The organism is Bacillus haynesii (genome assembly GCF_014042035.1).
In the GTDB taxonomy this organism is placed as follows: Bacteria; Bacillota; Bacilli; order Bacillales; family Bacillaceae; genus Bacillus; species Bacillus haynesii.
Window position 1 is genome coordinate 383,843 of sequence record NZ_CP059494.1, and the last position, 19,328, is coordinate 403,170.

The 19,328-nt window shown below is 44.6% G+C and carries 22 protein-coding genes and 1 pseudogene; 18 read left to right on the forward strand and 5 right to left on the reverse strand.

Annotated elements, in window-relative coordinates; translation table 11 throughout:
- Positions 1-894, forward strand: coding sequence for a deoxyribonuclease IV (locus H2R00_RS01950; RefSeq protein ID WP_154997075.1), 894 nt, complete (start codon positions 1-3; stop codon positions 892-894).
- 26 nt (positions 895-920) lie between these two features.
- Here the strand turns inward: H2R00_RS01950 and H2R00_RS01955 are convergent, their stop codons facing one another.
- Positions 921-1,175 carry a DUF2624 domain-containing protein gene (locus H2R00_RS01955; RefSeq protein ID WP_244958269.1) on the reverse strand — a complete coding sequence of 85 codons (255 nt, stop codon included), beginning with the start codon at positions 1,173-1,175 and terminating at the stop codon, positions 921-923.
- 129 nt (positions 1,176-1,304) lie between these two features.
- Here H2R00_RS01955 and H2R00_RS01960 point away from each other — a divergent pair, with 129 nt between their 5' ends.
- The 4 genes from H2R00_RS01960 to zur all read left to right on the forward strand — a co-directional run bounded on the left by H2R00_RS01960 (position 1,305) and on the right by zur (position 4,378).
- Positions 1,305-2,189, forward strand: a complete 885-nt coding sequence (locus H2R00_RS01960; RefSeq protein ID WP_154997079.1) for a YitT family protein — start codon at positions 1,305-1,307, stop codon at positions 2,187-2,189.
- Between the two features lie 164 nt (positions 2,190-2,353).
- Positions 2,354-3,109, forward strand: coding sequence for a metal ABC transporter ATP-binding protein (locus tag H2R00_RS21590; protein ID WP_476693210.1), 756 nt, complete (start codon positions 2,354-2,356; stop codon positions 3,107-3,109).
- On the forward strand, positions 3,109-3,969 hold the full coding sequence (locus tag H2R00_RS01970; protein WP_154997083.1) for a metal ABC transporter permease: 861 nt from the start codon (positions 3,109-3,111) through the stop codon (positions 3,967-3,969). The genes H2R00_RS21590 and H2R00_RS01970 overlap by 1 nt, the downstream gene beginning before the upstream one ends.
- A complete protein-coding gene (gene zur, locus H2R00_RS01975; RefSeq protein ID WP_154997085.1) occupies positions 3,947-4,378 on the forward strand; it encodes a zinc uptake transcriptional repressor Zur in 432 nt (143 codons plus the stop codon). The genes H2R00_RS01970 and zur overlap by 23 nt, the downstream gene beginning before the upstream one ends.
- A gap of 70 nt (positions 4,379-4,448) precedes the next feature.
- Here the strand turns inward: zur and H2R00_RS01980 are convergent, their stop codons facing one another.
- Positions 4,449-5,033, reverse strand: a complete 585-nt coding sequence (locus H2R00_RS01980; protein ID WP_154997087.1) for a hypothetical protein — start codon at positions 5,031-5,033, stop codon at positions 4,449-4,451.
- Positions 5,034-5,170: 137 nt separating this feature from the next.
- On the opposite strand from H2R00_RS01980, the gene H2R00_RS01985 reads away from it, so the two are divergent.
- Positions 5,171-5,542 carry a cell division protein CrgA gene (locus H2R00_RS01985; protein WP_154997089.1) on the forward strand — a complete coding sequence of 124 codons (372 nt, stop codon included), beginning with the start codon at positions 5,171-5,173 and terminating at the stop codon, positions 5,540-5,542.
- A gap of 38 nt (positions 5,543-5,580) precedes the next feature.
- Here H2R00_RS01985 and ispG read toward each other — a convergent pair whose 3' ends face one another.
- The 3 genes from ispG to H2R00_RS02000 form a co-directional block, all read right to left on the reverse strand.
- A complete protein-coding gene (ispG, locus tag H2R00_RS01990; RefSeq protein WP_094777424.1) occupies positions 5,581-6,699 on the reverse strand; it encodes a flavodoxin-dependent (E)-4-hydroxy-3-methylbut-2-enyl-diphosphate synthase in 1,119 nt (372 codons plus the stop codon).
- A gap of 106 nt (positions 6,700-6,805) precedes the next feature.
- On the reverse strand, positions 6,806-7,111 hold the full coding sequence (locus tag H2R00_RS01995; RefSeq protein WP_244958270.1) for a protein YqfZ: 306 nt from the start codon (positions 7,109-7,111) through the stop codon (positions 6,806-6,808).
- Between the two features lie 84 nt (positions 7,112-7,195).
- Positions 7,196-7,954, reverse strand: a complete 759-nt coding sequence (locus H2R00_RS02000) for a DUF1189 domain-containing protein (RefSeq protein WP_154997093.1) — start codon at positions 7,952-7,954, stop codon at positions 7,196-7,198.
- 157 nt (positions 7,955-8,111) lie between these two features.
- Between H2R00_RS02000 and H2R00_RS02005 the strand changes: the two genes are divergently transcribed.
- From H2R00_RS02005 to H2R00_RS02060, 12 genes and pseudogenes are all read left to right on the forward strand, one after another.
- Positions 8,112-8,594: a DUF456 domain-containing protein gene (locus tag H2R00_RS02005; protein ID WP_154997095.1), complete on the forward strand. Its 483-nt coding sequence runs from the start codon at positions 8,112-8,114 to the stop codon at positions 8,592-8,594.
- Between the two features lie 184 nt (positions 8,595-8,778).
- The gene (gene sodA, locus H2R00_RS02010; protein ID WP_176274927.1) at positions 8,779-9,387 is read left to right on the forward strand and encodes a superoxide dismutase SodA; all 609 of its coding nucleotides are present in this window, start codon (positions 8,779-8,781) and stop codon (positions 9,385-9,387) included.
- 152 nt (positions 9,388-9,539) lie between these two features.
- Positions 9,540-10,826, forward strand: coding sequence for an MFS transporter (locus H2R00_RS02015; RefSeq protein ID WP_182070368.1), 1,287 nt, complete (start codon positions 9,540-9,542; stop codon positions 10,824-10,826).
- Between the two features lie 101 nt (positions 10,827-10,927).
- Positions 10,928-13,051 (forward strand): peptidoglycan D,D-transpeptidase FtsI family protein, encoded by a 2,124-nt coding sequence (locus H2R00_RS02020; protein WP_182070369.1) that lies wholly within the window; start codon positions 10,928-10,930, stop codon positions 13,049-13,051.
- A gap of 219 nt (positions 13,052-13,270) precedes the next feature.
- Positions 13,271-14,161 carry a phosphate ABC transporter substrate-binding protein gene (locus tag H2R00_RS02025; RefSeq protein ID WP_043928726.1) on the forward strand — a complete coding sequence of 297 codons (891 nt, stop codon included), beginning with the start codon at positions 13,271-13,273 and terminating at the stop codon, positions 14,159-14,161.
- Between the two features lie 73 nt (positions 14,162-14,234).
- Positions 14,235-15,164 carry a phosphate ABC transporter permease subunit PstC gene (gene pstC, locus H2R00_RS02030; RefSeq protein WP_003183532.1) on the forward strand — a complete coding sequence of 310 codons (930 nt, stop codon included), beginning with the start codon at positions 14,235-14,237 and terminating at the stop codon, positions 15,162-15,164.
- A complete protein-coding gene (gene pstA / locus H2R00_RS02035) occupies positions 15,164-16,051 on the forward strand; it encodes a phosphate ABC transporter permease PstA (protein ID WP_182070370.1) in 888 nt (295 codons plus the stop codon). The genes pstC and pstA overlap by 1 nt, the downstream gene beginning before the upstream one ends.
- Positions 16,052-16,085: 34 nt before the next feature.
- Positions 16,086-16,898 carry a phosphate ABC transporter ATP-binding protein PstB gene (gene pstB / locus H2R00_RS02040; RefSeq protein WP_244958311.1) on the forward strand — a complete coding sequence of 271 codons (813 nt, stop codon included), beginning with the start codon at positions 16,086-16,088 and terminating at the stop codon, positions 16,896-16,898.
- A gap of 12 nt (positions 16,899-16,910) precedes the next feature.
- A complete protein-coding gene (gene pstB / locus H2R00_RS02045; protein ID WP_023855209.1) occupies positions 16,911-17,690 on the forward strand; it encodes a phosphate ABC transporter ATP-binding protein PstB in 780 nt (259 codons plus the stop codon).
- A gap of 172 nt (positions 17,691-17,862) precedes the next feature.
- Positions 17,863-18,109, forward strand: a pseudogene (locus H2R00_RS02050) (helix-turn-helix domain-containing protein); the annotation flags it as partial.
- A gap of 191 nt (positions 18,110-18,300) precedes the next feature.
- Entirely contained in the window at positions 18,301-18,954 is a 654-nt protein-coding gene (locus H2R00_RS02055) for a YIP1 family protein (RefSeq protein WP_154997106.1), read from the forward strand.
- A 24-nt stretch (positions 18,955-18,978) separates the two neighbouring features.
- Complete coding sequence (locus tag H2R00_RS02060; RefSeq protein WP_020452200.1) at positions 18,979-19,323, forward strand: uberolysin/carnocyclin family circular bacteriocin; 345 nt, start codon at positions 18,979-18,981, stop codon at positions 19,321-19,323.
- Positions 19,324-19,328: the final 5 nt, after the last annotated feature.

The window sequence follows — 19,328 nt, forward strand, 5'->3', positions numbered from 1 at the left end:
TTGTTGAAAATCGGTTCACATGTCTCAATGAGCGGAAAACATATGCTGCTTGCGGCCAGTCAGGAGGCAAGCTCCTACGGCGCCAATACATTTATGATCTATACGGGAGCGCCGCAGAACACGCGCAGGAAAAAAATCGAGGATTTGAATATTGAAGCGGGAAGGGCTCACATGGAAGAGAACGGCATCTCTGATATCGTCGTTCATGCCCCGTATATTATTAATATCGCCAATACAACAAATCCGGCTACATTTGAGCTCGGTGTCGAATTCTTGCGTTCTGAAATTGAAAGGACGTCGGCGATCGGCGCCAGACAAATCGTTCTTCACCCGGGAGCTCATGTAGGAGCAGGCGCAGAAACGGGCATTCAAAAAATCATCGAAGGATTGAACGAGGTCATCGACCCGAATCAAAATGTGCAGATCGCTTTGGAAACGATGGCCGGCAAAGGTTCAGAATGCGGGCGGACGTTTGAGGAGCTGGCACAGATCATCGACGGCGTTACGCACAACGAGCATTTATCCGTCTGCTTCGATACATGCCATACCCATGACGCGGGTTACGATGTAGTATCTGACTTTGACGGCGTCTTAAACGAATTCGATAAAATCGTCGGAATCGACCGTTTAAAAGTGCTTCATATTAATGACAGCAAGAATGTCAGAGGCGCGAGAAAGGACCGCCACGAAAACATCGGATTCGGAGAAATCGGTTTTGATGCGCTTCAATACATCGTTCACCACGATCAGCTGAAAGATGTTCCAAAAATCCTTGAAACGCCTTATGTAGGAGAAGATAAAAAGAACAAAAAGCCGCCTTACCGGTTTGAAATTGAAATGCTCAAAAATAAACAGTTTGATGAAGGGCTGCTGGAAAAAATCAAGCAGCAATAAAAAGGGGGGCATATAAGCTCCCCTTTTTATGATACGTATTGAGCAAACAGCTGGTTCAAAAGCTGCACCGCTTCTTTTGAAGTGACCGCTTCCACCTGCTTGAGCAGTTTATTTCGTTCTTCTTCATTAAAAATATTGATGTTTTTTCCTTTCACAAGCTTTTCCACTTCAAGCGCCTGTGTTTTTGTTACTTGAATTCCGTATTGTTTAGCGTACTTTAGCACCTCGTCAGCCGTGACCTGATTTAAACGCTGCAGCACGATTTTTTGAAATAAAATCACGTCCATTCCTCCCCTCTGAACTAATGTATGGCGTAAAATTAAAAATGTGTCATTTTTTTATTTCAGTCTGTTAAATGATATGATTATGATAAGGGAAGGTTTGACCAGTTTGGGAAAAGGAGAGACAGCATGGCAAAGACCAAAAAACAGCATAAAAAAGAATCAGCGGTCAAAATGGCATTTCGGATCGTCATGATTCTCGTCGGAGCTGCCTGCGCAGCCGCCAGCATCGAATTATTTTTAGTGCCGAACAACATTATTGACGGGGGCATTATCGGCATTTCGCTAATATTGGACTACATTTTTAAAGATACTCCGTATATCAACTTCGCACTTCTCGTCGTCGTTCTCAACATTCCGTTTATGTTTTCAGGCTACAAGCACATCGGAAAGACGTTTTTAATTTCAACACTGATCGGAATCATCAGCTTGTCAATTATTGAAACACTGTTGCATCATGTAGAAGGGGTTACGACTCAGCCCATCCTGGCAGCCGTATTCGGCGGTCTTCTGCTCGGATTCGGCGTAGGGCTTGTTATTCGTAACGGCGGTTCTATGGATGGAACTGAGATACTCGGCATTTTGCTTACGAAAAAGCTGCCGTTTTCAGTCGGCGAATTTGTCATGTTCGTCAACGTCTTTATTTTTGCATGGGCGAGCTTTGTGTTCGGCCTTGAGCAGGCGATGTTTTCGGTTATGACGTATTATATTGCGATGAAGACGATTGATGCCGTCATTCAAGGGCTTGATGAGACGAAGGCGGTCATCATCGTTTCAGATCAATATGAGGAGATTTCCGATGCGCTGCTGCATCGCCTCGGCCGGGGAACGACCAAGCTCAAAGGGAAAGGCGGCTATTCCGATGAGGACACAGAAGTGATTTATGCCGTTGTGACCAGGCTTGAAGTGACGAAGCTGAAATCGATTGTTTTCGATATTGACCACAATGCTTTTATAACGATTATGGACACGCACGAAACGCGTGGAGGAAAGTTCAAAAACGCCATCCATTAGGCTTTTATTTACTTTTTTTTAGTTTATATGTATAATTTAAAGATGAACTGGTCAATCGTGAAAATGGCTTGCTGCTTTTCGGCTGCCATTTTCTTTTTGTGCGATAAATCGTAATGATTCTGGAGAATTTGAAGGTGAACGTATTGAAACAACCTATTATTGAAATGAAGCATGTATCATATTCCTATGATCATCGAAATGTGATAGAAGATATCAATTTGAAAATTGAAGAAGGGACTTTTCTCGGCTTGGTCGGTCCAAACGGATCGGGAAAGACGACATTGCTGAAATGCATCCTGGGGCTGATTAAGCCGCAGACAGGCGAACTTAAATTGTTCGGCGTCCCTCTCAGAAAATTTAAGGACTGGAGCAAAATCGGCTTCGTATCCCAAAAAGCAAACAGCTTTAACACCGGTTTTCCCGCTTCCGTTTATGAAGTGGTGGCAAGCGGTTTAACCGCAAAGCTTGGCTTATTCAGACGCATGTCCAAAGCCGATAAGCAGAAGGTGGATGATGCGATTGAAGCCGTCGGCATCACATCCCTGAAAGACAGAAACATCGGCGAGCTTTCGGGAGGACAGCAGCAGAGAACTTTCATCGCGAGAGCGCTTGTGAGCGAACCGAAGCTGCTCATTCTTGATGAGCCGACGGTTGGAGTTGATCAAAAAACAGTTGAAGGGTTTTACAAGCTGCTGGAGAAATTGAATCGTGAAAAAGGCATTACGCTCATTCTTGTCACCCATGATGTCGGCACGGTTTCCGATAAAGTCACACACGTTGCCTGCATGAATAAGCATCTTCATTTTCACGGCAATACAGAAGAGTTTGAGTCCATGACAGATCAAGACTTGTCTCAATTTTACGGGCATGATGTTCAAGCCATCAGCCACAATCACCATCATCATGGAGGACACGAATAATGCTGACACCTTTTTTTCATTATGAGTTTTTGCAAAACGCTTTTATTTCAGGAATATTAATCGGCCTCATCGCGCCCTTGCTCGGCGTATTCATCGTTGTCAGGCGCCTGTCGCTGATCGCAGATGCGCTCAGCCACGTCTCTTTAGCCGGCATAGCGGCGAGCCTGTATGCAGGCAAACAGTTTGCAGTGCTCGCCGGAGTCAGCCCGATCTATTTCGGAATGGCGTTTTCCGTTGCCGGCTCTTTAATCATCGAGAGGCTGAGAACGGTTTACAAACATTACCAGGAGCTGGCGATCCCGATTATCATGTCGGGGGGAATCGGCATTTCCGTTATTTTCATTTCGCTTGCGGACGGATTCAATACGGATCTGTTCAGCTATTTATTCGGCAGCGTCAGCGCTGTTTCGAGGGAAGACATGCTGGTGATCGTCGGAATTTCCGCAGCCGTTCTGATCGTGGTGTTTTCCCTTTTTAAAGAGCTGTTTCTTCTGTCGTTTGATGAAGAGCATGCTAAAGCTTCGGGGATTTCTGCAAAGTGGATTCATTTTATTTTTATTTTGATCGTTGCGCTTGTTATCGCCGCCTCAATGAGAATCGTCGGTACGCTTCTCGTTTCAGCGCTGATGACGCTCCCTGTCGCTGCGAGCATGCGCATTGCCAAAGGGTTTAAGCAGGCGATTTTCTTATCGGTTCTATTCGGTGAACTTTCCGTCATCGTCGGCCTGGTGCTTGCCTATCATCTCGATCTGGCACCGGGGGGAACGATCGTGCTGCTGTCGATCTTTATCCTGATACTGTGTATCAGTTATAATAAAGTCAAAAGGAGGATTCGCCGTGAACGTACAGGAAGCGCTTGATTTACTGAAGGAAAAAGGATATAAATATACAAGCAAACGGGAGGATATGCTTCAGCTGTTTAGTGATTCTGATAAATATTTAACGGCGAAAAATGTCCTTTCCGCTTTAAATGATGATTATCCGGGGTTAAGCTTTGATACAATCTACAGAAATTTGTCGCTGTTTGAAGAACTTGGCATTTTGGAAACGACCGAGCTTTCCGGTGAAAAGCTGTTCCGCTTTAAATGTTCTGCTGCTCACCACCACCACCATTTTATTTGCATGGTGTGCGGCAAAACGAAGGAAATCGAGCTATGTCCGATGGAAAAGCTGACAGACGATCTTGACGGCTATCAGATCAGCGGCCATAAGTTTGAAATTTACGGGACCTGCCCGCGATGTGAAGAAAAAAGTGCGGAAGCGCAGTAAGAAAAGAGGCATATGGCGTTTTAAAGCCATATGCCTTTTTTAATGTAAAAAGCATGTAAGAGACTTTATCTTACATACTTTTTGCGGCTTTAATCGTTTTCTCGTTCTTTTTCAGCCATTCGGCGGCTTCAAGCCAGCTGTTGACTCTGACGATGTTTGAATCGGTTGGAAGCTGATTGTACGGCGTATTAAACAACAGAACCGGAATGTCTGCTTCTTTTGCAATCATGGTCGCATTCCCGTGGTGGTCCTCAAAGAAAACATCGATCTCATGCCTGTGGACGGCTTCCAGTTTATCGTGACCGCCGACAAGTTCTATATGGTCATAATGAATGCCGCGTTTCTCGAACCAATCAAAGGTGATATCCTCCAGATGGTGTCTTCTTGCTGTAATGTATATCAGCTTATGCTGCTTTTTCAGCTCATCCAGCGTCTGTTTGGCATATTGAGCCAGCAATGCTTCCTGATAGATGCGGGGCTCGTTTTCGTTCATCCAATTCCAAAAATCTTCTTGAGATATATTCAGCAGTTTTGTTAAGTCATATTCCTTAATATCTTCCAATGTAATGGAGAGGCTGAACGACTCGTTCAAATAGGGAACAAAAGTATCCTGGGCAGTGATCGTTCCATCAATATCGATTCCTAAATGTAACATGTCCACACTCCTTATCATCCATTCCTCCAGTGTATCATAATCTTTTAACATTTACAGTAAAGTTTAGCAAACATGAATCGGGCTAAAATGCTTAAACTATAAATGCTCCTTTATGGATTAAAGAGGGGGGATATCGAATGGAAAAAGACCAAAATGTTCGCGATCGTGACCGAGCCGGTTATGATGCTGACCTAGTCGATGCAACTTTAGATAATGATGAATTTTTAGAAGAAACAGCAGCAGAAGTTGCCCCGACCTATCGTACGGATAACGGGGACAACGGAGAAGCGCGTAACGATGCCGATGCTGCCGGCGGACGTGTAACCGGGTATATTGCGCTTGCGCTTTCGATTATTTCCTTGTTTATGCTTCCAGTGCTGTTAGGAATTGCAGGGATCATTGTCGGTTATATAGCCAGAAGACAAGGAGCAGCTGGCTTAGGAGCATGGGCAATGGGTATCGGTGCAGTTTCCTTGGTGCTTGGCATATTCATCACCCCGTTTTTCTAACGGAAAAAGCTTGACGGATATCCGTCAAGCTTTTTTTATCATGTGTTTAATTTTTCTTTTTCTGCCGCTTGTTTGGCATAATGCTCTTCAGCGAGCTTGTCGATTTCTTTTTTCAATTCCTCGACCATCGTTTCCTCAGGCACTTTCCGGACGATTTCGCCTTTGCGGAACAGGAGGCCTTCACCGCGTGCACCGGCAATCCCGATATCGGCTTCGCGCGCTTCTCCGGGACCGTTGACCGCACAGCCGAGTACGGCAACTTTGATTGGCGCCTTGATTTTAGCGATGTATTCTTCGACTTCATTGGCAATGCTGATCAAATCGATTTCGATCCGTCCGCAAGTCGGGCAGGAAATCAATGTTGCCGCATTGGAAGCGAGCCCGAAAGATTTCAGGAGCTCCCTGGCGACTTTTACTTCTTCGACCGGGTCCGCGCTTAAAGAAATTCGCAATGTATTGCCGATCCCTTTTGAAAGGATCGCGCCGAGACCGGCGGCGCTTTTCACTGTACCTGCAAACAGTGTTCCCGATTCGGTGATGCCTAAATGAAGCGGATAATCGAATGCTTTAGCCGCTTTTTCATACGCTTCAATCGCCAGATTTACATCAGACGCCTTCATGCTGACGATGATATCGTGGAAATCGAGATCCTCGAGAATTTTAATGTGGTGCAGTGCACTTTCGACCATGCCGTCTGCTGTCGGATAGCCGTATTTCTCAAGGATTCGTTTTTCCAGAGAGCCTGCATTGACGCCGATCCGGATCGGAATGCCCTTTTCCTTCGCTGCGTTGACAACCGCTTCAACCTTTTCGCGGCGGCCGATGTTTCCCGGATTGATGCGGATTTTATCGGCTCCGCCTTCGATCGCTTTTAAAGCCAGTTTATAGTTAAAATGAATATCCACGACAAGAGGGATGGATATCCGCTTTTTGATCTCTGGAATGGCGTCTGCAGCCCGTTCATCAGGACAGGCGACGCGGACGATTTGACATCCCGCTTCTGCGAGTCTGTTGATTTCGGCGACGGTTGCTTCAACGTCATGCGTTTTCGTTGTTGTCATGCTTTGAATGACGACTTCGTTATTGCCGCCTATTGTTAAAGGTCCCACTTTAACGGGACGCGTTTTTGTACGATGTGTGATTTCACTCACTTGAATTCGCTCCTTAAGTATAATTCGGAGACGGTTGCTCCTTTTCTTATACCAAATCGTTTACAAGTCTTATTGTAACAGCCCGTTCATGAAACTGACAAGAAATTAACGCTTAATCAGCATAAACGGGAAACTTGTAAGTGACTCCTGCTTGAATGCGGCTCGCCTTAACATTCGGGTTCAGCGCTTCAAAATCTTCGGCTATTTTGTCGGCCGGAACGGTGCTGTTCCCGATGATTGAAAATACCGTCTGTCCGGGTTTTACCGTAACGGTCTTATATTGCAGGCTTGCTGCCGAAGCTTCTGCTGCCATGGTTGAAGCCGGCAAGGCGTTTTGAGGGATGGTGCCTGATTTCAAATCATAATAAACTATGAACAGGGCGAGCAAAATCGAAAACAGCACAATTACACGTTTCATCTGATTTGTCCCCATTTCGTGCATTTTTTATTATGTTACGCTTGTCCCTCTTTCAACATGACAACAAATTTGCCCCTGTCCGCTTTACCTTGCTGCTTTAGAAGCCGGCGTTTCTTTAATGGCGAGAAACAGCATGATAAAGTTCACAAACCAGTTCAGGAGGAACTGACTTGGAACCACCGCCTCCAGCGCGTCCATAATTGCAAAAAACACGGTTGCGAGCGTGATGGAGTATGCAGACATCACCCAAAGCTGCTTATAGGAGAGCATTTTCTTCTGCCCGTTGCGAATGATCAGCCCGATGACGGCAAGAACCGAGACATCAATGAATTTTCCAGCTGCGGTCGCCAAAAACAGCAGCACGCACAGGACGGGAACAATCACCGCTTTATTTTGATCAACTAAAGAAAGGATATCATCCTTAGACATGTCCTCGGGAAGCATTGTGTACGGCATTTCCTGAACTTGGCCGTCAATGGCGATGACGAACTTATCTTTCAGGATGCCGACGGAATTCCGTTTGTCTTCGATCTGTTTTGTTTCATAAGAGCCGCTCGGATCAAAAACGATGACAAATCCGAATGACTGTGATTCAATCGCTTTCTTTGCATCTGTTTGCAGTGAGCCGTCTTTTATGGAGAAAGCGGGGAATTCTTTCACAGCTGACTGAAAGCTGTTCATCGTATTCACCACTCCGTTGCTGATATGGTAAAGGTTCGGGAGAGCGGCGATGATGCTGAGCAAAAATACGTATAAAATCGTTTTCCCTATGCCTTGGAAACGCATTTTGCCAATAGCGTGAGGGGAATATGTACTTTTAAAAAATCGCTGAAATAAATTCATTCGTCTTCACTTCCTATTTCTATAATGTATCTGCATTATTGTATCGTCACAAAAGAACGAATACAAGAAAACTTATCAATCAACAGGGGCTGCGGAAGTTTCCTTTCAGAAAAATGGGTATAATATGAAGCATCACAATCGATTGGAGGGGATTCGGATGGACGTTTTATATTGGATCATCATTGCGGCGATGTTCGTCATTGCTTTCATCGGCCTTGTCTATCCCATTATTCCGAGCGTTGTTTTCATTGTAGCCGGATTTGTTCTATACGGGTTTTTATTTACATTCGGGCATTACTCCTACCTATTCTGGATCATTGAAGGCATTTTTACAGCCGTATTGTTTGCCGCTGACTATATTACAAATCTCCTCGGTATTAAGCGCTTCGGCGGCAGCAGGGCGGCGATATGGGGCAGTACGATCGGCCTTTTGATCGGACCGTTTGTGATACCGGTGGCAGGCATCATTTTGGGGCCGTTTATCGGGGCCTTGGCAGGTGAGATGATTGTCCATCAGAAGGACATCAAAACTGCCGCTAAAATTGGAATCGGTTCGCTGATCGGTTTTATTTCCGGGGTTTTAGCTAAAAGCGTGATCCAGTTAATCATGATCGGCTACTTTTTATATACCGTGCTCTAAAATTTTCCCCTGGATGTTTAAAAACAAGGGGAAAAGGATAAAGTTTAGTGAGCGCTTGAAATGCACTTGTGATCATTTTGTGAGCATTTCCATTGAAACAAGCCTTTTCTTTTGATACATTGAAAGAGGAAAGGCTTGCTAAAGGCGGCATTTCAATACATACAATATTAAGGAGGAATTGATAATGGCTTACAAACTTCCAGAATTACCTTATGCTTACGATGCGTTAGAACCTCACATCGACAAAGAGACGATGAATATTCACCATACGAAGCACCATAACACATATGTTACAAAATTAAACGAAGCGGTGGCAGGCAAACAAGATCTTGAAAGCAAATCTGTTGAAGAGCTTGTTGCAAACCTTGATGCTGTACCGGAAAACATTCGTGCAGCTGTCCGCAACAATGGCGGAGGACATGCCAACCACTCATTGTTCTGGACACTTCTTTCTCCAAACGGAGGAGGCGCTCCAACTGGTGAATTGGCAGAAGCCATCAACAGCAAATTCGGCAGCTTTGATCAATTCAAAGAAGACTTTGCCGCTGCAGCAGCTGGCCGTTTTGGCTCCGGCTGGGCATGGCTTGTTGTCAATAACGGCGAGCTTGAAATCACAAGCACGCCAAACCAAGATTCTCCTCTTTCAGAAGGCAAGACCCCTATCTTAGGTCTTGACGTATGGGAGCACGCATACTACCTGAATTACCAAAACCGCCGTCCAGATTACATTAAAGCATTCTGGAACGTCGTTAACTGGGATGAAGTTGCACGCCTTTACAGCGAAGCAAAATAATCCAGCTTGAGAAAAGAGGCCCGCGAGAAGCGGGCCTTTTTATGTTGTTCGCGAAGCGGAGCGTCTGTTTGTTTTTCGTTTCTTTTGCTCTGAAGTACATAACTGACTTTTGATGAGACAGACTAATGGTGATCAGTAAAGGGGAGTCAGTTATGAGCAGAATCAAAAACATAATAGGCGATGTTGAAGTAAACAGGGACCTCCTGCTGCTGCTTGCAGTCGGCGGCCTTTATTCTCTTAGCATTGCCCTTTCCAATACGTTTGTGAATGTATATCTGTGGAAGCAGTCCGGACAGTTTGTTGATTTGGCCATTTACAATTTGTCGATCGTCGTGATGCAGCCTATCATCTTTATGTTTGCCGGCCGCCTTGCCAAAAAAATCGACAGGGTGTTTATCCTCAGGTTTGGTGTTTCGTTTTTAGCTGTATTTTATTTAACTGTGCTGCTGGCGGGGGAGAATGCAGGATCACGGCTGGTGCTGCTCGGCAGTGTGCTCGGAATTGGCTACGGATTTTATTGGCTTGCGTTTAATGTCCTGACATTTGAAATTACTGAGCCGGACACGAGAGATTTTTTTAACGGGTTCCTCGGCATTTTAAATTCCGGCGCGGGAATGATCGGTCCGATTGTCGCCGGCTATGTCATTTCAAGGCTTGCTGACAACACGGGGTACACGGTGATTTTCAGCCTGTCCTTGGCTTTATTTTCAGTGGCTGTCATCACGAGCTTTTTTTTAAAGAGGCGTGAATCGCGCGGCCGCTACATTTTGAAAAAAATCTGGGCGGAACGAAATTCAGACCCGAATTGGCGCAGCATTACAAATGCTCATTTTTTTCAGGGGCTGAGAGAAGGGATTTTCGTTTTTTTAATCAATGTCTTTGTCTTTATCACGACAAAGAGCGAGTTGGCATTGGGGAAGTTCGGCTTGATTAATTCAGCTGTTTCTTTTTTTGCATACTATTTCGCAACGCGGCTTATTAAAAAAGGAGCGCGCAAAAAAGCGATTTTATTGGGCGGTCTCGTCCTGTTCGGCGCTCTCTTTCTGATTTTGTTTCATATGACGTACGTGACGCTACTGCTGTATGCTGTTGCGATTGCGATCGGCTATCCGATTTTGCTCGTACCGTATTCATCGCTCACATATGACGTGATCGGGAAAGCAAGGTATGCCAGGAAAGCGCGGATCGAATACATCGTCGTTAGAGAAGTTTTTTTAAACATCGGACGGATTGTCTCGATTTTGGTTTTTTTACTGCTCGTGTCGCTGCTGAAGGAAGACTTGGGCATTCCGGCTTCCCTCGTTTTGCTGGGGGCAGGCCATACGCTGATTTACTATTTCGTTAAAGATATCCGTCTGACAGAGCCAGCCCGCGAAACGGTCGGAAAAGATGCGCATAAACAAACAGCTGAACCCAATTATTTAGAAGGAAAAAGGTAAGCCCCAAGGGAAAATAGTAGAAAAATGCCGAAAAAAACTTTACAATATATTTGGCACCTTTTCATAAGGTGTCTTTTCTTTATTTCAAAAAGGTGATGTTAATGATGAACAAAAAAATGAAAACTGAAAAACGCAAATCGCTCCCCATCAGATTGAACATATTGTTCCTTCTCGCTTTTATTATTTTCACCATCGTCGTCGTGCGCCTCGGTATGGTGCAGATCGTCTTTGGCGAAGACTATACGAACGAAGTGCAGAAGCAGGAAGAAGTCGATGTCTCGACAAGCGTTCCGCGGGGGAAAATATATGACCGGAACTTGAATACGATCGTGAAAAATAAACCGATGAATGCCATTACATACACAAGGACATCATCGACCTCTCAGGAAGACAGGCTCAAAATAGCAAAAAAACTTGCAGAAATGATCAAAATTGATACAGATAAAATAACGGAGCGCGATAAAAAGGACTACTGGATTTTAACGCGGCCGAAAAAAGCTGAGAAGCTCATCACCGATCAGGACCGGAAAAAAGTAAAGGACGGCAAGCTGAAAGAAGACGATTTATACCAGCTGCAGCTTGACAGGATCACGGAAGATAAACTGAATGAATTGACAGATCAAGATTTGAAAGTCTTGGCAATCAAGCGCCAGATGGATTCTGGATACGCGCTGTCTCCGCAGTATATTAAAAACAAAGACGTAACGGCAAAAGAAATGGCGGTTGTCAGCGAACACCTGGACGAGCTCCCGGGAGTCGACGTGACGTCAGATTGGAAGCGGGATTATCCTTATAACGGTCTGCTCAGAACGATGATCGGCAGCATATCCGATTCAAATGAAGGGCTTCCGAAAAGTCTGCTTGATCATTATTTGTCGCTCGGCTACAACCGGAATGACCGGGTCGGAAAAAGCTACCTCGAAGCCGAATATGAAAATGTGCTTCAGGGACAGAAAGAGAAAGTAAAAAATATTACCAACAAATCAGGGGATATCGTCGATAAGGAAGTCATTTCCGAGGGGAAAAGCGGAAAAGATTTAGTCTTAACGATCGATGTTGATATGCAAAAAGAGATTGAAAAAATTATCGAGGATGAACTGAAGTCTGCCAAAGCCCAGCATAGCGCTCCGCTTCTCGACCGCGCATTCGTCGTCATGATGGATCCGCGAAACGGGGAAGTGTTATCGATTGCCGGCAAGCAGCTTAAAAACGAAAGCGGCAAATTAAAGGTTGACGACTATGCGCTCGGCGCGATGACGTCTTCTTATGCGATGGGCTCGGCTGTCAAAGGGGCCACTGTTTTAACAGGTCTGCAGACAGGAGCCATTAATTTAAATACGACTTTTCGTGATGAACCGCTTTGGATCGGTGACTCGCCGAATGCGAAAAAGTCATGGAGATTAGGCTTGGGAACACTGGGTATCCAGGGAGCGCTTGAACAATCTTCAAACGTGTTCATGTTTAAAACCGCGATCGCCCTTGGTAAAGGCCAGTATAAGGCGCATCAGCCTCTCAACCTTCAAACAAAAGCATTTGACACATTCAGGTATTATTTCAGTCAGTTCGGCCTCGGCGTCAAAACCGGAATCGATCTGCCAAATGAAGCTTCAGGCTACAAAGGATCTCAAAGACTGCCTGGTTTCTTGCTTGACTTTTCCATCGGACAGTATGACACATACACACCGCTGCAGCTGGCTCAGTACGTGTCAACGATTGCCAATGGCGGGTACCGCATGAAGCCGCAGCTCGTGAAAGAGATCAGGGAGCCTGATTCGAAAAAAGGAATCGGGGCCGTTACACAGTCCGTGCAGCCTGAAGTATTGAACAAATTAGACATGAGCGATCAATATATTAAAGAAGTCCAAAACGGATTCAGACGCGTAATGACAAAAGGTACGGCAGCGGGGCAATTTGCTTCTGCTTCATATAAACCAGCCGGAAAAACAGGAACGGCCCAGTCTTTCTATGACGGACCGGACAAATCGAAAACGGGAACATCGACATACAATACAACGCTTGTTGCGTACGCACCTTACGATAATCCGGAAGTCGCAATTTCCGTCGTCGTTCCTTGGGTTTATAATGACTATGGTCAGAGATATTCGATGACAAACGAAATCGGCCGAAAAGTGCTTGATAAGTATTTTGAACTGAAATCAAAACAATCGAAAGAAAATACTGCCGAAAAAAATAAAGACAAAATCGAAAAAGAAGCTACAGAATAGGACTTTTTCATTAAAACACCTGCATTGAACCATGCAGGTGTTTTTTTGTGCGCCCGTTCCTTTCGTGCGCAATCTATACAAAGTTCAAGCTTATTTTACAAAACCTTAATAATTCATTTAAACAAGATTAATACTGAAAAGTTACGCTATACCCGTAGGACAAATTACACATTTACGCGGGAGGATTAAGAAGTGAAACCATTTAAAAAAATCACACTGATGTTCATCATGTCCGTTTTAGTTGTCTTCGCAGCAGCTTGCGGAAGCAGCAGTACAAACAACAATGCAGACGAAGGCAAACAAAGCGATAAAACAGAGAATAAGGCTTCAGGTTCTTTGACGATTTCGGGTTCTTCGGCGATGCAGCCTCTTGTCTTAGCAGCGGCTGAAAAATTCATGGATGAAAATCCTGATGCCGATATTCAAGTTCAGGCTGGAGGTTCTGGTACAGGCCTTTCCCAAGTGTCTGAAGGCACAGTCCAAATCGGAAACTCCGATGTCTTTGCCGAAGAAAAAGAAGGCATTCCTGCCAAAGAACTTACCGATCATCAAGTTGCGGTTGTCGGAATGGCAGCTGCCATCAACCCTGAAGTAGGCATCGATGACATTTCGTTAGAGGATCTCAAAAAGGTATTCACAGGCAAAATCAAAAACTGGAAGGAACTAGGCGGGAAAGATCAAAAGATCACCCTTGTCAACCGTCCTGATTCTTCAGGAACCCGCGCGACTTTTGTCAAATATGCACTTGACGGAGAAACTCCAGCTGAAGGAATCACGGAAGATTCTTCAAACACCGTGAAAAAGTTAATCGCTGAAACGCCTGGAGCAATCGGATATCTTGCGTTTTCGTATATCAAGGATGACACTGTCACTCCGCTTTCAATCGACGGTGTGAAGCCGACAGCCGAAAATGTACAAAAAGGCAAATTCCCAATTTGGGCTTACCAGCATTCTTATACGAAAGGCGAACCTGAAGGCTTGGCGAAAGAATTCCTCGACTATTTGATGAGCGATGATATTCAAAAATCCATCGTGACGGAGCAGGGCTACATTCCGGTAACAGACATGGAAGTAAAACGCGACGCGGATGGAAAGCAAACTGATAAATAATGACAATAGAAGGCGGGAAAGTGTGCTCCTGACACTTTCCCTCTTATGACTTGTTCTTATAGGAGTGTAAAAAATGGTTCAAAAAATAGAGAAACTGTCCGCGAAAGAGCGGCTGATCAGCTCCAAGCATAATCGCAAAATGGATGAAATCCGCGGGAGGATTTTGGTTGCGTCGTGCGCGTTTATCATGATGGCGGCGGCGATTTCAATCACAATTTTTCTCGGAAATAAGGGGTTGCAATCTTTTCTGGCCAATGGTGTAAGTCCAATTGAGTTCTTAACCAGTCTAGATTGGAATCCAACGAACGAAAACCCTGAATACGGAGCCCTTCCGTTTATACTCGGATCTTTTGCAGTGACCCTTCTTGCATCTTTGATTGCTGCACCGCTTGGAATAGGAGGTGCGATTTTCATGACGGAAATCGCACCATCATGGGGTAGAAAAGTACTGCAGCCGGTTGTCGAATTGCTTGTTGGCATTCCTTCCGTCGTTTATGGATTCATAGGCCTTACAGTGTTAGTGCCGTTCATTTCACAGTTTAAGTCAAGCGGGTCGGGTCACAGCCTTCTGGCGGGAACGATCGTCCTGGCTGTCATGATTTTGCCGACGGTCACTTCTATTTCAACGGATGCGCTCATGTCGCTGCCGAAAAATCTGCGCGAAGGATCATACGCATTAGGCGCAACCCGCTGGCAGACGATCCGCAAAGTGCTGATACCGGCAGCGCTGCCTTCGCTTCTGACAGCCGTCGTCTTAGGAATGGCGAGGGCGTTCGGCGAAGCGCTGGCCGTGCAGATGGTCATCGGAAATTCCCGAAATCTGTTTGAGAGCCTTTTAGACCCTGCAGGCACATTGACAACGATCATTACGTTAAACATGGGTCATACAACATACGGGAGCGTGGAAAACAATACGCTTTGGTCAATGGGGCTTGTCCTTCTGATCATGTCGTTCTTGTTCATCCTGCTCATCCGCTATCTGTCATCCAGGAGGAAACTGTAATGAACAGCAAAGTCACAGATCGTTTAGCAACCGGTGTTTTTGGATTGATTGCCGCGGTAATCACCGCTATTCTTGTCGGTTTGTTCGCTTATATCATCATCAATGGTGTTTCACATATCAGCCTCAGCTTTTTAACTTCGCGTTCCAGTGCGCTTTCAAGCGGCGGCGGAATTCGCGATCAGCTGTTCAACTCGTTTTATATTCTCGTGCTGACAATGCTGATCACGGTTCCCCTTGGAGTCGGCGGGGGAATTTATATGGCAGAATATGCGCCCGCCAACAAATTGACCGATTTTATCCGTGTCTGTATTGAAGTTTTGTCATCCCTTCCTTCGATCGTCATGGGGATGTTCGGCATGTTGATGTTTGTTAATCTGACCGGATGGGGGTACAGCATTATCGGCGGAGCGCTTGCTTTGACGATTTTCAACCTTCCCGTCATGGTTAGGGTGACAGAGGATGCGATCCGCTCCGTACCTAAGGAGCAAAAAGAAGCTTCCCTTGCTTTAGGCGTGTCCAAATGGCATACGATTAAAACGGTATTGATCCCTGGTGCGGTCCCGTCCATCATCACAGGCGCGATTCTTGCGTCGGGCCGTGTATTTGGCGAAGCTGCCGCTTTGCTGTTTACAGCCGGACTAACCACGCCGAGACTGAATTTTGCCGATTGGAATCCGTTTTCTGAAACATCGCCGCTCAATATTTTCAGACCGGCTGAAACGCTGGCCGTTCATATTTGGAATGTAAACACGCAGGGGATCATCCCCGATGCTGAAGCAATCGCAAACGGCGCAGCCGCCGTTCTCGTTCTGTCCGTCTTGATCTTTAATTTGGCAGCCCGATGGCTCGGCTCTTTTATTCATAAAAAGTTAACGGCAAACAAATAAGAAGGAAGGATGAAATCATATGGCTCAGGTCCAGATGCCGGTTTTGGAAACCGTGCGCGACAATATCGGAATCGCTCCGCTCCCTGAAGCGAAAGAACATATTTTAGAAGTGAAAAATTTAAATATTTACTATGGAGAAAAGCGGGCCGTCAACGACATTTCCATGCATGTTGACAAACATGCCGTTACGGCTTTGATCGGTCCGTCAGGCTGCGGAAAATCGACTTTTTTAAGAAGCATCAACCGGATGAACGATCTGATTCCATCAGCCAGAACATCCGGTGAAATACGATATGAAGGGCTTAATATCCTTGATTCCAATATCAATGTCGTTAATCTGAGAAGGGAAATCGGAATGGTATTTCAGAAGCCGAATCCCTTTCCAAAATCGATTTACAGCAACATTACCCACGCGTTAAAGTATGCGGGCGAACGGCGGAAATCCGTGCTTGATGAGATCGTGGAAGAAAGCTTGACAAAAGCCGCGCTGTGGGATGAAGTGAAAGACAGGCTGCATGAGTCGGCTCTTTCGCTGTCAGGCGGGCAGCAGCAGCGTCTCTGCATCGCCCGGACGCTCGCGATGAAGCCTGAAGTCCTGCTCTTGGATGAGCCTGCGTCAGCGCTCGACCCGATTTCAAACGCGAAAATAGAGGAATTAATCGTCGGTTTAAAAGAGGAATACTCGATCATCATTGTCACGCATAACATGCAGCAAGCTTCAAGAATTTCCGATCAAACGGCATTTTTCCTTAACGGAGATTTAGTCGAATACGATCGTACGGAAAAGATTTTTATGAATCCTTCAGAAAAAAAGACAGAGGATTATATCAACGGCAGGTTTGGATAAGGAGGGGCCGGTATGAGCGCTGTAACAGCTGTAAAGCCAAAAGATGTATACCAGATCAACGACTTGAATTTATGGTACGGCGAACATCACGCATTAAAGAACATTAACTTAACAATACCCGAGTACGAAATTACCGCCATCATCGGTCCGTCAGGCTGCGGAAAGTCGACCTTCATTAAAACGCTGAATCTCATGATCAATATGGTTCCGAATGTCAAAATGACCGGAGAGATCAGCTACAACGGAACGAACGTACTCAACAGCAAAGTCGACCTTGTTGAGTTGCGGAAAAAAGTCGGCATGGTGTTTCAAAAAGGAAATCCGTTTCCCCAGTCGATTTTTGATAATGTCGCATACGGACCAAGGATCCATGGATTGAAAAACAAAAAAGAACTGAATGAGAGAGTGGAAAAAGCGCTTGTGGATGTGGCGCTGTGGGATGAAGTGAAAGACCGCCTTCATTCCCAGGCGCTCGGACTTTCCGGGGGGCAGCAGCAGCGCCTCTGCATCGCAAGGGCGCTGGCCACCAATCCGGACGTTCTCTTGATGGATGAACCGACATCCGCTCTTGATCCCGTTTCAACTTTGAAAATCGAAGAGCTGATGCTCAAGCTGAAAGAGAAATATACGATTGCAATCGTCACGCACAATATGCAGCAGGCATCGAGAATTTCCGATCAAACGGCATTTTTCCTCATGGGCGAGCTTATTGAGTGCAATGATACGGTCAAAATGTTTTCAAGTCCTGACGATTATCGGACAAAAGATTATATTACAGGCCGGTTCGGATGAGCAAGAGGCTGCCGTTTTAAAGCGGCAGCCTTCTTTTGCACCGGCGGCAAGGCAATAAAAAAAGCAGGCCGGTACGAAGGGGACTGACCCCATAAGATGAGACAAATAAAAAACACCTTCAAGTTTGAACGGATAGTTGTTATCCGAAATAAGACATGGAGGTGTTTTTTCTATGGGGACAAGAGTGAGTTCCGGTTGAAGTCAAACGAAAGGCTGTAGAAATGAGATTGGCAGGCGTTCCTATGAAAGAGATCATGCAGAAATTGAATATCAAGAATAAGGAGCGGGTTCAGACATGGGTCAGGTGATATAAGGCTGCGGATAAACACCGATTCGAACAGCCTGTTGGAAAACAATATACTTATGGAAAGGATTCCGAGTATTCCTCTGAATTAGAGAGACTGCAGGCAGAAAGTCGTTAGCTGAAACAACAAAATGAAGTTTTAAAAAAGGGGGTTAGTCCCAGAGGCATTCTTTTCGATTTTTACGAAACAATTTAACCTTAAATTTACCTTATAAATAAAATTCCATATTGACCAAACATTGTAAAAGGTGATACATTATTTAATAGAATTAACAAAAAATACTTTTGTTTATATAAGGAGCATTTATGGATAACAAACACAACTTTATTACTCTCATACATCATTTCATATTTTCTCCTAAGGACTTTCTTTCAATCAAGTATTCTAGCGATAAGAATTATCGTCATTCTTGGTTTGTCTTCCTAGCTGTATTGTTTCTGTTCTTAGGCTTTTATTTAGCTATCTTCCCAACACTCTCTACCTTGATTAATCATTCATTTCAAGACAATGGAATTGATTATACAACTGATATGAATACACTCATTATGATTATTACATTAGTATTAGGTATTATTCAATTTACCTCGATGGTTCTTGTAAGCTTTTTTATTATACATATTATTGGGATATTAATTGGCGGGACCGCTACAGCCAAAGAATTTTTCCCTAGTTTTATTTATTCAATCATACCCATAGGCATCAAATTTACAATACTCATTATTTTTTCTTTCTTTTTAGGTAGTGATTTCGCCTTTTCAGTTATTTACCCAAATTCTCAACAGCCGCTAGATATTATCTTGAATATTATTATCGATCCTTTCTTTTGGTGGTCTACCATTCTAGGGTGTATTGCCTTAAAAGTAATACATCAAATTTCTTATAAAAAAACAATCATAATCATTAGCATTACAATGTCTTTAGGTATTATTTCTCTTTTTTCAACCAGTTTATTTTTATAAACTGAAAGGAGGTGAAATTTCAAGATGAAAAATAGCAATCTTTTTAAAATTGCAAGTATTACAGGTGTAGTTTCTCTCTTTGCCATTGCTACTTTCCTTATGGGCTCTTCAGAAGGTATTGCAGGTTTAGCTTCTATTGACTTTAGTTCAGGTCATCAGTTTGCTTTAGACCTTGCAACAAACCTAGGAATTAGTAAAAAAACAGCCTATGTAGCAATCGGTGTTATTATGACAACAGGCGATGTATTAACGATTCTCAGCCTATTGGCTGTTGTTTTGGGCGGAACGGGTCTAATTACAGCTGCAATGGTAGCTACAGCGAAAAAGCTAGCTAAAAAATACGGCAAAAAATATGCTGCTGAATGGTAAAATGA